The organism is Rhodococcus sp. IEGM 1372 (assembly GCF_030056835.1).
Classification (GTDB): domain Bacteria; phylum Actinomycetota; class Actinomycetes; order Mycobacteriales; family Mycobacteriaceae; genus Rhodococcoides.
Genome location: NZ_JASHKS010000013.1, coordinates 1 through 13352, shown reverse-complemented (window position 1 = coordinate 13352; position 13352 = coordinate 1). Strand labels below are relative to the sequence as shown.

The 13352-nt window shown below is 65.4% G+C and carries 20 protein-coding genes and 1 pseudogene; 16 read left to right on the top strand and 5 right to left on the bottom strand.

Annotated elements, in window-relative coordinates; all coding sequences use genetic code 11:
• Positions 1–195: 195 nt before the first annotated feature.
• Positions 196–1218: a GAF domain-containing protein gene (locus QM590_RS13340; protein ID WP_243597160.1), complete on the bottom strand. Its 1023-nt coding sequence runs from the start codon at positions 1216–1218 to the stop codon at positions 196–198.
• A 394-nt stretch (positions 1219–1612) separates the two neighbouring features.
• Here QM590_RS13340 and QM590_RS13335 point away from each other — a divergent pair, with 394 nt between their 5' ends.
• From QM590_RS13335 to QM590_RS13310, 6 genes and pseudogenes are all read left to right on the top strand, one after another.
• The gene (locus QM590_RS13335; RefSeq protein WP_243597161.1) at positions 1613–1813 is read left to right on the top strand and encodes an LbetaH domain-containing protein; all 201 of its coding nucleotides are present in this window, start codon (positions 1613–1615) and stop codon (positions 1811–1813) included.
• Between the two features lie 65 nt (positions 1814–1878).
• A complete protein-coding gene (gene imuA', locus QM590_RS13330; protein ID WP_243597162.1) occupies positions 1879–2730 on the top strand; it encodes a DnaE2-dependent mutagenesis accessory factor ImuA' in 852 nt (283 codons plus the stop codon).
• A 388-nt stretch (positions 2731–3118) separates the two neighbouring features.
• Complete coding sequence (locus QM590_RS13325; RefSeq protein WP_032391990.1) at positions 3119–3505, top strand: hypothetical protein; 387 nt, start codon at positions 3119–3121, stop codon at positions 3503–3505.
• A 150-nt stretch (positions 3506–3655) separates the two neighbouring features.
• Positions 3656–3940: a hypothetical protein gene (locus tag QM590_RS13320; protein ID WP_243597163.1), complete on the top strand. Its 285-nt coding sequence runs from the start codon at positions 3656–3658 to the stop codon at positions 3938–3940.
• A 93-nt stretch (positions 3941–4033) separates the two neighbouring features.
• A pseudogene (locus QM590_RS25940) lies at positions 4034–4270 on the top strand (ParB/RepB/Spo0J family partition protein); the annotation flags it as partial.
• 1072 nt (positions 4271–5342) lie between these two features.
• A complete protein-coding gene (locus QM590_RS13310) occupies positions 5343–5681 on the top strand; it encodes a hypothetical protein (RefSeq protein WP_243597165.1) in 339 nt (112 codons plus the stop codon).
• Positions 5682–5784: 103 nt separating this feature from the next.
• Here QM590_RS13310 and QM590_RS13305 read toward each other — a convergent pair whose 3' ends face one another.
• On the bottom strand, positions 5785–6003 hold the full coding sequence (locus QM590_RS13305; protein ID WP_032391993.1) for a helix-turn-helix transcriptional regulator: 219 nt from the start codon (positions 6001–6003) through the stop codon (positions 5785–5787).
• Between the two features lie 207 nt (positions 6004–6210).
• On the opposite strand from QM590_RS13305, the gene QM590_RS13300 reads away from it, so the two are divergent.
• The 7 genes from QM590_RS13300 (at position 6211) to QM590_RS13270 (ending at position 9319) form a co-directional block, all read left to right on the top strand.
• Positions 6211–6492: a hypothetical protein gene (locus QM590_RS13300; protein ID WP_243597166.1), complete on the top strand. Its 282-nt coding sequence runs from the start codon at positions 6211–6213 to the stop codon at positions 6490–6492.
• A gap of 124 nt (positions 6493–6616) precedes the next feature.
• Positions 6617–6832, top strand: a complete 216-nt coding sequence (locus tag QM590_RS13295) for a hypothetical protein (protein WP_243597167.1) — start codon at positions 6617–6619, stop codon at positions 6830–6832.
• Complete coding sequence (locus tag QM590_RS13290; protein ID WP_243597168.1) at positions 6832–7488, top strand: DUF6349 family protein; 657 nt, start codon at positions 6832–6834, stop codon at positions 7486–7488. The genes QM590_RS13295 and QM590_RS13290 overlap by 1 nt, the downstream gene beginning before the upstream one ends.
• A 52-nt stretch (positions 7489–7540) precedes the next feature.
• Positions 7541–7783 carry a hypothetical protein gene (locus tag QM590_RS13285; RefSeq protein ID WP_243597169.1) on the top strand — a complete coding sequence of 81 codons (243 nt, stop codon included), beginning with the start codon at positions 7541–7543 and terminating at the stop codon, positions 7781–7783.
• Positions 7784–8169: 386 nt separating this feature from the next.
• The gene (locus QM590_RS13280) at positions 8170–8403 is read left to right on the top strand and encodes a glutaredoxin family protein (RefSeq protein WP_243597170.1); all 234 of its coding nucleotides are present in this window, start codon (positions 8170–8172) and stop codon (positions 8401–8403) included.
• Positions 8404–8456: 53 nt separating this feature from the next.
• Positions 8457–9044, top strand: a complete 588-nt coding sequence (locus QM590_RS13275) for a DnaB-like helicase N-terminal domain-containing protein (protein ID WP_052053469.1) — start codon at positions 8457–8459, stop codon at positions 9042–9044.
• The gene (locus QM590_RS13270; RefSeq protein ID WP_155291248.1) at positions 9041–9319 is read left to right on the top strand and encodes a hypothetical protein; all 279 of its coding nucleotides are present in this window, start codon (positions 9041–9043) and stop codon (positions 9317–9319) included. The genes QM590_RS13275 and QM590_RS13270 overlap by 4 nt, the downstream gene beginning before the upstream one ends.
• 97 nt (positions 9320–9416) lie before the next feature.
• On the opposite strand, the gene QM590_RS13265 is transcribed toward QM590_RS13270, so the two are convergent.
• The 3 genes from QM590_RS13265 to QM590_RS13255 all read right to left on the bottom strand — a co-directional run bounded on the left by QM590_RS13265 (position 9417) and on the right by QM590_RS13255 (position 11267).
• Positions 9417–9767, bottom strand: a complete 351-nt coding sequence (locus QM590_RS13265; protein ID WP_269595242.1) for a hypothetical protein — start codon at positions 9765–9767, stop codon at positions 9417–9419.
• Entirely contained in the window at positions 9764–10711 is a 948-nt protein-coding gene (locus QM590_RS13260; protein ID WP_269595243.1) for a hypothetical protein, read from the bottom strand. The genes QM590_RS13265 and QM590_RS13260 overlap by 4 nt, the downstream gene beginning before the upstream one ends.
• A 118-nt stretch (positions 10712–10829) precedes the next feature.
• Positions 10830–11267 (bottom strand): hypothetical protein, encoded by a 438-nt coding sequence (locus QM590_RS13255; RefSeq protein WP_269595244.1) that lies wholly within the window; start codon positions 11265–11267, stop codon positions 10830–10832.
• Between the two features lie 698 nt (positions 11268–11965).
• On the opposite strand from QM590_RS13255, the gene QM590_RS13250 reads away from it, so the two are divergent.
• From QM590_RS13250 to QM590_RS13240, 3 genes are all read left to right on the top strand, one after another.
• Positions 11966–12532 (top strand): hypothetical protein, encoded by a 567-nt coding sequence (locus tag QM590_RS13250; protein WP_269595245.1) that lies wholly within the window; start codon positions 11966–11968, stop codon positions 12530–12532.
• 177 nt (positions 12533–12709) lie between these two features.
• On the top strand, positions 12710–13015 hold the full coding sequence (locus QM590_RS13245) for a hypothetical protein (RefSeq protein WP_032386844.1): 306 nt from the start codon (positions 12710–12712) through the stop codon (positions 13013–13015).
• Between the two features lie 124 nt (positions 13016–13139).
• Positions 13140–13313, top strand: a complete 174-nt coding sequence (locus tag QM590_RS13240; RefSeq protein ID WP_269595246.1) for a DUF6308 family protein — start codon at positions 13140–13142, stop codon at positions 13311–13313.
• Positions 13314–13352: the final 39 nt, after the last annotated feature.

Here is a 13352-nt window from a genome sequence, read left to right as displayed (position 1 = left end):
CCTCGTAATGCGTATGCCGATCGTTGCACGCGCACAGCGCTTTACAGCGCTGGACGACGTGATGCGATCGAGTAGCATGAACGCCCGATGGAGGGCGTGGAGGAGGCCCCGACTGCTACAAGGTACCTACCTCAGGCGCTGGTTGAGCGTGGATCAAACGCTATCAAGATCCGACATATCTGGCAACGAAACAGCTCATGCGGTCTGTGGTCGCAGAATCCACAGTATGGCGCGCGAGTCGTCGGCGAGGTCGATTGCCCTCGCCGTGACCGGGACCGACGCGTACTCGTCTGCATTGGTGAGAAGACGCAAGCTCAGTGCTTGTGTTGCACCCAGGGGCGCGGTCAGCAGTGCCTGTGCGGACGCCCTCGCGTTCTTTCTGTCCCCTGGATGAAGAACAGGCTTTCCGTCCGCAAGGTGGTCGGTTTGCCAGGCTATGTCCGACGGAGAGTCGCCGTACCAGTACAGGAGCCGGAGCGAGTCCGGATCTGCAATCGCGCGGTATTCATTGGGATCGCAAAGTGATTGAGCGACAAGCTCACCCATGTTGGCGGCGTCGCGATCGGAATGTTCGGGGTTGTTCGAGGGTCCGAGGTCGACGGACACGCCTCGAATGAACCGGCCGGAGTGTTCCGTGTCGTGGGCTGGATCGCCGTAGAAGTGTGCGGTGAACTGAATCTTGCGATGAAGGCCCGATGGGCGTCGTTCGATACCGATCTCTTGCAGCACGGTTCCGGTGCCACCCGACACCAACCGTGCCAGCACCGATGCTGTTGCGTCACCGAGGTCCAACTTCGCCAAGCCGTCCGGAATCGGTCGGACGAGATCGACCCCGAGCTGTGCCCATGACTGGGATTCGCTCACGATCGCGCTGCGCCGTGCGATACCTGCGTTCAAGTCCCAATGGAAGGCCCACGCCGAGGGTCGCCCGGTTGGCTCGGCGGAGCGGTGTGCGACCTGCACCCAGACTCCGTACACCACACCCGATTCGTCGTCTTTGATCGGGTCTACCGATACCTGACGCGATCCCGAAGCGACTCGGACAGGATCTGTGGACCGTACGGCTCGAGTGACCGCAGCGAGCACGACGTCACGATCGGACTCACGGATGAACGTCCTCAACGCCACACGGCTCTTGGCGCGGGCACCGACTGCCACCACAGTCGGGCGGCGCGGATCCATGACGTCAACGAGTAGCCAACTGTTAGGTGACGGCATTTGTGTGCCTTTTCCTAGCCTCATCGCTGCGCGTGGCACACCGAGTCCAGGTGCCCACGCAACTGTGCATCTGTGACCGAAGTGACCAAACCAACCAGCAGCTCACAATAATGGCGCTCAGAGTTCGAGGCAGCTGATTCGAGAGGTGTGATCGAGATTTCAGCAGTGATCGGACCGGCCGACTCGGCGAACTTTTTGACAGCCCTTCGGGACCGTTCGCGCATGGGACGCAATACTGCTCCCGTGACAAGTGACCGCAACTTCGACCCTGATTCCGACCATGGGCAGGCAGGATGACGCTGCCGAGCGGACAGCGCGCGTACCGCTACGACGGCTCTGACGACCTGATCTACGACACGGGAACCACGCCCGACGCCGCTGCGTCGAACTAGGCATGGACCCCATCGAACGCGCGGCCATCATCGACGAGGGCTACGACCCCGACGACCCGGCCGTGCGCGCTGACCTCGATCACGTCAGGCGTCTGCTCGCCGAACATCGCCACCTGACGGCCGACCCCGAACTCTCCCTCGACCACCTCGTGAACGCCGCCAGGGTTCGCGAACCAGGGCCAGCTGCGGGCGTACGCAGGTAGTTCGACATCGAACGTATGTTCGCATAGATTGAGGGCACTGATCCGTTCGGCGAAAGGTCGCACTCATGGCCGGTACCGCCGACACGATCCCCGACCTGACCAGCCTGGACAAGGCTGCACAGCTCGCCGCTCTTCGCCGCAGCATGGCCGCGATCCCCGGACGCCGCGACCACGCACCCACCGACTCCGACGACTCGCCCGCATTCGCCCCCTCGCAGCCGAACGCGCAGGCCGCCGCGACCGACGGCGATGAGCGAGCCCTGAGCGGCCCCGTGCGCTCACGAACCCTCAAAACCCTGCCGGTACCCATGCCGCTGTCGGAACTGCTCCCGCGCGGCGCGTTGGCCCGGGGAACGGCCCTGTCGATCACCGGTGCCGGATCGATTCTCGTCGGACTCGTCGCCACCGCCACCGCGGCCGGCCACCACGTCGCCCTGATCGGTCAACCCAAGTTCGGGCTCCTCGCCGTCCACGAACACGGCGGGGACTTGTCGAAGATCGCCCTGATCGACCCCGGCCAAGCAGACCCTCTCGACGCCTCAAATATCTGCATCGATGGGATCGATCTGGTCATCAGTACCGTCCACGGTCGCGACGTGCCGCCGACCCGTGCGCGTGCCCTGTTGGCCCGAAACCGTACTCACGCAGGGATATTCGTAATCACGGACGGTCGAATGCCTGGTCTCGATCTGACGATTTCCTCTCGGCCGGTCGGCTACGGGGGCATCGAGCAAGGCAGGGGCCGTATCCGCTCGATCACCGTCGAGACCACCGTTCACGGACGCGGAATCACCCAGCGCACAGGCCGTTACACCCTCACCGCACCCATGTTCGGCGAACACGGCTTACGTTGGACCCCCGCGGTCACCGACGCAGTCGCCGAACATGGGCCGCACCGATTGGCGGTCGCGCAATGACCCCCGACCTGTACGAGAACTGGCCCGTGAGCTTCGATCCCCCCACGCGCCGTATCGTCGATCCACCTCGGAGAGTCCTGGTCAACATAGCGCTCACCGTGGCAGGCTCGTCCGGAGGATCCTTCCGCGACGGGACGCCTCTCAAGGTCCGCTCGGAGGGGCTCGCGATGGATACAAAATCGCCCGGGCTGCTCCATGCGTGGGCGAAAACGGCTCGCGGACAGTGGATTTGCTGTCTGAGCTTCGACATACCGATCGGGAACGGCAAGGGATTCCTTCGCCTCCATCAACAGTGGTGCCCCGCAGAAGCTGCAACCCCCGTCAGCTGAAACATGCTCAATCGTCAAGATATGTTGACGGACAGAATGCGTCAAGATATCTTGACGTTATGGAATCGGAGAAGGTCCTCACCCCGACCGAGCTGACCGAACTCTACGTCCAATACAAGGACGCTCTCGTCGACGTCGACCTAGCCGAGATGGTGCACGAGCAGGGGCGCAAGGACGCCGGGACGTGGACCGCGAACGCCCAACGACGCATGGATGACGCGGTCTCCGATGTCGACGCACTCGAGATCAACGCCTTCCTCGCCTCGACGATGATCGCCGACCGCTACGCCATCATCGGACGCCTCCGCAGTCAGGAGCGACCCGTGCCGTGGTCGAAGATCGGCGAGATCCTCGGCATGAGCAAGCAAGCCGCACAGCAGTGGTACGACACCTACAATCTGCGCCCCCGCATCGAGAACCCCACCCGGCGCACCGACTCAGCGTGAGCCGCGGGCTCGATCATCCTGCGCTGTAGGCGATCCGAGTGTTTGCAGTAACGCCTCTCGGTACCCGCAACGAATCGGCTCCCCTGTGCATAGGTATCGAAATACGTTGCAGCGCTTGACTTTACAGTTTGAGACTGTAAGGTTAGGGGCATGGGAGAAACGCAACGAGAACTCACGGCAGTCACCTCCGAATACGGCGACGAACGCCCCGAACGCGGCCTGGGAGTGTCCATCCGACGGGGCGGCATCGAGGTCGAGTACATCGACGCGACCGGCATCGAGGAGCACGCACCGATGGACTGGACCCCGGGCGCGGCGCAGGTGCTGCTCGACCGCCGCGGATACGCGGTCACCGGTCGCTGGGTCGACATCAGCGCCCCCTGTGCAGAAGACCCGATCTGGGAACTACCCATCGCGAAGACCGCCGACCGCTGACCCTCGCTCGACCCTCCACCTGCGAACGGGCACCGGGCAGCTGATATTTGCCCGGTGCCTCACCGCCGCACTCTAACCAGGGAGACCGCCATCATGACCACCGCCACGGCTGCGCTATCTGCACCGACCTCGACCGGATACACCCTCGTCCACGCCGATCCCAACGAACTCGACATCAGCGCCAACGTCCGCACGGGCGTCGACATCACCGCAGCACCCGATTTCATCGCCTCCATCGCAGAACTCGGAGTCCTGCAATCTGTTTCGGCGGTCCGCCGCGCCGATGGGACCCTCTCGGTTCGCGACGGGCAACGCCGTATCCTCGCCGCCCGAGAGGTAGGCCTGACCTCCATTCCGGTGATGGTGCGTGACCAGAACGCCGACGAGCGTGCAGCAGACATCGAGCGCATCACCGAGCAGTTCAATACCAACGAACAGCGCGAAGACCTCACCAGTGGCCAACGCGCCGGTGCCGTTGCAGAGCTGCGCGATCTGGGACTGAGCGTGCAGAAGGTTTCGAGAGCACTGCACGTCCCCAAGGCCTACGTCGAAAAGGCCGGTCGAGCAGGACGATCCGAGCGCGCCCGCCGCCAGCTCGACGACCGTCAGCTCACCCTCGAAGGGGCCGCGATTCTGGCCGAGCTTGAAGACGCCGCACAGGCCGAGCCGTGGATCACCGATGCAATCGAGCAGATCTTCGACAACAGATTCGGCTTCGAGTACCGCCTGGCCACTCTCCAGCGCCGCATCGACGAGCGCGCCGAGACCACCGCTGCCGCAGCGGACTACACCGCACGCGGCTTCATCCTGCTCCACGACGAACCGTCCACCAGTGACGGCCAGTGGTACTCGCTGGTGGATCTGCGGACCGCAGACGGCGCGGCAGTCCCGGCCGATGCACCCGAGAAGGCACCACACCTGTGGCACATCCACGTCCACGAGACCGGCACCGTCTGGGTCGACAAGGCGACCCGCGAGGAAGTCGACGAGGACGACATCGACTTCGACACCGAGGGCGATGACGAGGCCGAAGCGTACGAGGAGCTGCGGCACGCCAACACGGTCGAGAAGGTGACCGCCTGGGGCCACGAGTTCTTCCTCCATCACGACAGCCGGACTGCGGCCGGCCTCGAACTCTCCCCCGAGAAGATCGCCGCCGCCGACACAGAGGGTGGTGGAGACGCTGCGGACGGGTTGACCCCGGCGCAGCGGAAAGCGGCCCGTGCCGAAGCCGAACGCATCGAGACCGAGCGGGCCGAACGCCGAAAGGTCAAGGCCCTCAACCGCGCCGGAGCGACCGCCACCGAGGCACGGCGTACGTTCCTCACCGGCCTGCTCTCACGCAAGGACGTCCCGAAGAACGCCACCAAGTGGATGGTGACCGTCCTGGCCACCCATGGTGATGTGTTCACCGAATCAAAGTGCTCGGAGCGGTACGCCGAGATCATGGGCTCCCCCCCTACGCGAGGTCACTCGAAAGGTCGACGGTGCCACCGCCGCCCGCGCCGAGGTGCTGCTCCTTGCTCGTGTGCTCACCGCGTTCGAGGCCCGACTCACCGGCCCCCAGGACGCCAAGGACTACTGGCGCTTCTCCTCCAAGCACTACCGAGGCATGGTCGGCATCGACAGTTACCTGACCTTCCTCGCCGACAGCGGGCACACCCTGACCCCGGTGGAACAGGCCGCGATCGGCAACATCACCGTCGACGCCGCCTACGCCGCCGTCGACGACGACGCCTGATCGAACCGCAACAAAAGGAAGGGCCCCGACCATCACCCGATGGCCGGGGCCCTTCCTGCTCGTCAAGAGATGTTGACGATCGACGGGTCGGTGGGTTCGCTCGTCACGGTCGGAGGTCGGTCCGTGCACCGCTCCCTGGCCGGTCGGTGATCCACTGCTCGATGTCCTCCCGCGCATACAGCGGCGTGCGCGAGAGGTGTCGCGCCGGTTTCGGGGCCTGTCCGCGTGCGACGTACGACGACCACGTCTTGGCCGATATGGCCTTGCCGGTCTTGTCTTCGATCAATGCCAGCACGTCGGCGGTGGTGAGTTCGTCAGGCATCGGATACTTCCTGGGTCGTAGTGGTCGATGCCCTGACCTTACAGGCTCCGACTGTAAGGATTCCCGGCTCCACGCCTTGCACCTTACAGGCTCAGACTGTAAGGTTGGGTCATGGCCACGACACGCACCGAATCACACCAATGTGACTGGCAGTCAACGCTGTTCGATGACTGCGCTTTGCCGGGTTGTGGCGCTCCAGTCGTTACGATGGGGGACGTGTGCCAGTCCTGCCGCGTGGCTTTCGGGGCCATGCTGACCGTGCGAACCGATGGTCCTGACCTCGACCCAGAGCAGGTCCGCGCCGCCCTCGCCGCCCGAGACGCGAGCACCCGTGAGCAGTACCGCGCACAGGCCGCGACCGTGGCTGCGGCGCAGGAGGTTTCGCTCCGCAAGCGCAACCAGATCTGCTGGCTCTGCGAAGAGCGGCGGACCTGCACCTCTACCGGCGGGCGCTGGGAATGCACCGACTGCCAGAGTCTGCCGTCCTGAACGCCTGCGCACAGCCCGCAACCGTTGCCGCTCACGACTTTCACCACCCGACCTTGGGAGCACATCCATGACCGCCACTCTCGCCGCGCCCACAACCGCACGCCGTCGCCTCACAGGAGTTGGAATGAAACTGATTTCGCTCGACACCCAGTTCGGCGGAACGGTGGTCGACATTCTCGGCTACCGCACTGCTCCCGCAGGCCGCGTCGAGGTCACCGCCATCCTCGACGCCCCCGGTGCCTGGTACAGCCGCACCTACCCCGTCGTCCTCGATGCCAGCGACGTCCGGCTTTCCCTCGCCCTGCAGTCCCTCACCCGTCCCGAGCTGGGCGTGCGGTGATGACCGAGACCGCAGGCCAGATCGACATCTTCGAGGTGCTCGCCGCCGCCGAGCTGGACGAACGGAACAACCGCATCCAGCGGCACGGCATCCAGACCTTGTTCGCCAGCCCGACCCGAGGGGTGGCAGCTCGCGTCGCCGAATTCGAGACCTGGGCGACCACCTGGGGGCGACACGACTCGACCGCCGCCTCCCACGCGTTCCGCCCGGGAATTTGCGACCCGTCCACACCCACCGACACCTGCCAACCCACCTGCATTGCAGCAGACCTCGACTGCTGCTGCCCGGACACGAGCAGGGACGCTCTATGTGAGTGCGTCGGCGGCGATGTCTACCGCGGCGCGTGCACCGGCTGCCAGTGGGAAGGGGAGAACCGCGCCGACGAACACGAAGCAGTCTGCGACGCCCTCGATCACGCCCACCCCGGGTGGATCGACGACCTCCCGATCGTGATCCCCGAACGCAGGCCGTCGCAGAAGGACCAGGTGTGGACAGCGAAGGTCATCGACCTCGTCGGGGAACGCCCCACCGGATGGCCCGTCATCACCCGACGCGGGGACACCATCGGCCTGCGCTCGGTCCCGCACCGCTCGCCGTGGGGTGGCTACGACGTCGCCGCCGCCTCAGCCAACACGCACGTCGCCCGCCACCCTTGATCCCTCGATCCGACCACGCCGGAACGCATTGTCGTGCTGGCATGATCGAAAAATGACCCGACGAACCATCACCATCGAAGTAGACATCCCCGGCACCCCGGCGCAAGCGCCGATGCCCGACGGTGCCACCGAGCACGATGACCGGTATGCAGATCTCGCGAACGCCGTATGGATGCTCCTACAGGCCGGATCGTTCTCCTTCCTCGTCAAGCCCGACACCAAAGCCGACGCCGACCACCTCAACAAACGGTGGAGCAACTACAACGCCGACGAGTCCGGCATGTGGCATTTCTGATCGGCTGAGGGCGTGAACGGACGGCAACGAAGAGCTACCGCGCCGCCGACCAACATCCACCCACGCATCCGTACCCCGACTGACGCCGCCGTAGAGCAAGAGCTCCGGCGGCGTTTCGCATGTCTCGATCACGGCGTCGCACCAGTAGACGGGCGACAGCACCATAACCGAAATGTGAAAGGAACTGTTCCCCGTCGCTTTCTCGTATTCCTCTCCGTTGTCCTGCCGATAAGGGGCCGAAACCAACGTGTTTCGATCTGCTAGGAAATCAAGAATCTATTGTGCGCCAACATATTCGAGTGAAACTATCTCGCTTTATCTATGGCTAATTGGGGCAATGTGGGATAAAATTGAACCATCGGAAAAATTCCCTCGAGGAGTGAGCTATGTCGATCACTGTGTACACGAAACCCGAATGCAACAACTGCGATCAAACAAAACGACGCCTGAACAAGCACGGGATCGAATACACGACCGTCGATGTCACCGAAGATGCAGCGGCGCGCGAGTTCGTCACCGACGGACTCGGCTACCGGCAGATGCCCGTCGTGGTCGTCGACGAGAACACCCACTGGTCCGGCTTCCGGATCGACGCCCTGGACAGGCTCGCCGCCGCCTGACCGACCACTCCGTTGACCCTGTTCGAGATTGACCTGCGAGAACGAGCCCGACGATGACGCCACTGAGCGCAGTTCCACCGCCCGACGAGCCCGAGCGTGTCGTTCGCAGCCTCGCCGCTGTTGTCGACGACACTGCCGTCGACAACGAGACAGCTCACGAGCCGTCCACCGACCCCGAGGCACTGCTGCTGTGCGCCCTGATGTGGAGCGCCCACACCGGGGGAGTGTCCGCCGAAGATCTGCGCATCACCGCGATCGTGACCGCCGACGACTTCGACGACGTCGCGTACCGGCGAATGTTCGTCGTGATCGCCGGTCTCGTCGCGGCCGGCGAACCCTACGACCCGGCGAGTGTCACCGCAGCCTTCATGCGATCCGGATCCGGCGGAGCCAAGGACGCGCCCCTGCGTCGCCGCTTGAACGAGGTCATCACCGCCGGGGCAGACGGCTTCACCGCCGTCCACTACGCCGACATCGTGCTCTCGCAGTCCTACCGGCGCAGTTACCGGACCGTGGCAGCGGCCATCGTCCATGCCGCCGAGGAGCTTCCGGAGGAGTACCTGTTCGATCACCTCGTGGAGCACGGGCGCGCTCAACGCGCACTGTGGCGGCGGCTCAACACGTTTCGGGCAGGGCAGTGACCCTCGACAGTCCCCGCGCCCGCACCGGCCCCCGTAACGAACGAGACACCCGCGGTGTCGATTCACACGGGCACGAGGTGGAGTCCCCGGTCGGGGCGTATCTGTGGTGGTGCGGACACGTCGGAGCCGACGCACACGACCTCGATGCGCTGCAGGAGTGGGACTACCTCCACGCCGACGAGACGACCGACGCCGAGCGCCGCACCCTGACCGCATGGGCACTGGCGGCCGGAATCTTCGGTGCACCAGGCACCGCGCCGCACCCGCAGCGCTGACCGCGCGCCCAACCCGGCCCGAACGAGAAAGGCACCCACACCGGCTGTGTGGGTGCCTTTCTCGCGTGTACGGCCGAGCTGAGCCAGGCGGGCGGTGTCAGTGGCGATCGCAGATCCGGACCTCGTCGCCGAAGTCGATGTCGTAGTCGGCCAGATACGGCGCATCGGGGTCACCGCTGGATGTGTATCGCGGGTAGAGGCCCTTCTGCTGTTCGGTCTGGAGAACGACCACGCGTACCCGGCCGGGCGTGATGTGGATTTCGTGGAGTACGCCGGTCATCGGTTCGTTCCACAGCACCGCCTCGAACGCCAGGACCGCGCCGAGGTCGCCGCCGTCGAGCCGGAACGCAGGCTTACCGTCGCCGAGCGCGTCGGAGCGCTGCGAGGGGCGAGGTAGTCGGTGCCGCCCTTCCCTGGTCTGCGGTAGGGACTGGTGGTCGGTGGTCATCCGAGACCGTGATCGGCTGACCGCGATGTCGCCGCTGTGTGTGTCGGTGCAGGGGCGGTGTGCAGCGTGGAGGAGGTGGCCTGTGCAGCTCTGGACGAGTGTCCGGTCGGGGGAGTGACCAACCCGCGCGGACGTGTCGAGGAGCGTTCGACGTCCGCTGCGTGCGCCATCGAAGGCGTCGATACCGACGCGGACACAGCTGCGGTGTTGTCCGGGCGTGCGGCCGGCCTCGATCGAGCTCGCAGCTCGTCGAGGTCGGCGGCGAGTGCGGCGATGTGTTCGGCGTCGGCGACCGGGTCGAGGACGGAGAGGTTCGCCCGCAGGTTCCGCACCTGCACGGACCGCTCGGCGGCGATGCGGTCGGTGTCGGAGACGTCCGCTGTGTGGGTCACGCGCAGCACCGTCTCGTTGCGCATCGGTTCGATGGTGCCGCCGAGGTCTGCCGCGAGCTGCTCGGCGATGCGGTGCGCATCCTGCGGGGTGTACGCGCCGACGTCGGTGCGCGAGTTGGGGATCGGGCCGGGCCGGGTGGAGTACACCTCCACGTCGAGAACCGCGACGGCGTCGGGGCCGTCGACCGACGAGTCGGGTAGCGGCGGTGTTGCTTCGACGATGGCGGCTACTGCCGCGGTGACGTTGCGTGGTGCGGGGATGACGGTGCGCAGGACACCGTTCTTGTAGTCCGGGAGTGCGGTGAGGTCGGCGGCGAGTTCGCCGGGGGTGCCGATGAACTCGACATCACGACGTGAGGTGCCCTCGCCGACTGCGTCGATGACGACGGAGACGGTGTCGAACTCGTAAGTGTCTGCCAGTGCCGCTGCTTGGGTGAGCGCGAACTGTGCGGCGGAGCGGGAGGTGTAGAACGAGCCGCGTGCGTACACGAAGCCTGGGTCGCCGTTGCGGTCGAGGGAAGCTACTTCGACGTTGAATCCGGGCAGGGTCATGTGTGTAGTCCTTAGATGTGATGGGGTGCGCCCGCACGCGAGATGTGTCGAGCGTGCACGGGCGCACTGGGGATCCGCGACCGGTGCCGGTGCGCGGGTGGTGCGAGGGCAGCAGTGTTCAGTGCGCGGGCGCAGTCGAGGACTGCGGTTCGGTCGACACGTCGGGTGCAGGCGACGAGGCGTCGGCATCGTGGTGTCGGTCCGGTGCCGCGGCGGTGTTCTCGGCACCGACTCGGCGGCGCGCAGTGGCGCGACCGGTGCCGCGTTTCGCTGACGCCTTCGATGCCTTCTTGCCGGTCGGCGGTGTCGGAGCGGTCAGACCACTTCCGGTGAGCTCGGCAACCGTCCACCCGGCATCGATCGCTTCTTTGTACGCGGCGACGTGTTCGGCGTTCGCGCGTTCAGCGGCGCGAGTCGCCTCGGCGACCTTCTCGCGAGCATCAGCGGATGCCTGGGCGGCGTCGAAAAGGGACTCGATGTATTTGGTGCGATTTTCTATCGCGGCGCGTGCGCGCGCGATGACGGTGTCTTTGTCGACAGCGGGAGAGACAGACATGGTGAGGGCCTTCCAATTCGGTGCGCGGAAATCCCCACCGGACAGGTACCGATCGCTCACAGAGCCACACAACCCACAGTGCGGTGAACGCAAGTGCGGGGTGAATCGGTACGGGTGGGGCGCGCTCGAACGTGACCCTCATCGACGCTCGAACTTGATCGAAAGTCTAAACGATCCACACCGAATCCGCCCAGACCAGAACTGCACACCCGACCACCGGCGCACACCGAAAAGATCGGAGCTACCGCGACACCGAGCGTGGCTGGCGTTTCGTCGCTCCCGCACAGTCACCGTGCGAGCCGTACCCCACACCGCGCTGCAGGAGCGCCGAACCCCGGCGGCGTCGGGCGTCTCGCCGGTGGTGGCCGGTGCAGTCCTCGGGCAGGCCCTGGCGGGCCACACGCGACCCTGCGGGCCGCGCCGAATCGAACTCCGCTGCGCTCCGTCCGCATCGAAGAAATCAATTTCTTGTGACGTTGTGGCTTCTCCGAGTGTTCATCACCCGTGCCGGCGCATCAACCGATGGCGGCTGCGCCGGCCCAAGGGCTCCGAAAACTTTTCAGAACGCCTTCGGCTGAAAACTTTCCGGCCCACCGGCTGACCCGCCGACCCGTGCGCTGAGCCCTCTCCTCAAGCCACCACGGCAAAAGAAATTGGCAGGGCGAAGGTCCGGCCACCGTTTTCCAGGAGAGGTCACCATGTCGAGCAACACCACCCGACCCAGCCGCCGAGCCAGCGCAGCGCAGAACGCGCGGACCACCGCCATCGTCACCCACACCACCGCGATCGTCACCGGCCCACAGACCGCCACTATCTCCGTCACTGCGGCCGCGACCGACGAAGCGCAGATGATCGTCGCGTTCGGGCACGTGATGATGACCTTCCGCAGCGCCGAAGCCGTCTGCGACCTCATCGCCGGATTCGCCTCCGTCCGAGGCTCACTCGTCGGCGTGGACGGTCACGCCCCCCACCCGGCGCAACCCGGCACACAATTCGGTGCCGCCGCGATATCTGTCGTCTGGCTCGGCGGCCCCGAACACTCCGTGGTCGCGCACAGCCGCTACGTCCCCGAACAACGCCGCACCGTCCACTGGGCAGACCTGCACATGGGCCCGATCACCTGGCGCATCACCGACCGCGTCGGCTACGACACCCTCATGGAGGAGCTGCGCCGCGTTCACCGCACCGCGGTCGGGGTATTCGTCGACGGCGGTCGCTTCCGCCGAGACCCCACCAAAATTCTCGACGCTTTCGACAACGCCTGACCTTTACTACACGTTCGGCCCCGCACCGCGGGGCCGAACGTCGTTATCCACAGCTTCGCCGGCCATCCACACCCGACCGACAATGGCGGTCGCCTCGCACGACTCGCTGCGCTCGCCGTGCGAGGCTCCAGTCCTACACGGCCCGCCCACGACAGCGCGAGGAAAGGAACACCGACGATGATCACCTGGACCGTCACTACCCGCCCCGAGAACAACCCCGAGATCATCACTGCATCCGGAGCCGAGCCGGACCTCGCCACCGCTAAGAGAGCAGCCGCCGACGCTGTCCGCTACGCACTGCTCGACGCCCGCGAACATGTCTCACCCGACAACGGCTGCGCCCCGTCGTATCTGGTCACCCTCGACGGAAACTTCGCGCTCATCGTCGGCCTCGGACGGTGCCGGACCGCGAACTTCAACGGCGTCCTCGACAGCCTCGAACGATTCGACGGAACCGGCGAGATGAACCTGCTCTACCTCTGAACCTTTCCCCGGTCACATCACCGCGTCGACGCCGCCCGAGATCGGTCGGTGGCAGACGAGATCCTGGCGGTATGGCAGACGAGCGGACTTTCGACCCACCTGCCGACGACGGCGAACGCCCAGGATGGTTCACCTTGTCGACGAAGCGGACGGGCTCACACCCGACGCGCCGATCCTGCTACTGGAGGACGAACTCCGAAGCGTGGCCGACATCGGCCGCACCATCGCAACGAAGTTGATGGCCCGCAAACGCCCCCGCCTGGTCCCGATCTACGACACGGTGGGAGTGTCAGATTAACGGTGGATCCGACCTTGGCGTCGGTTAGTTTCCGTTCGG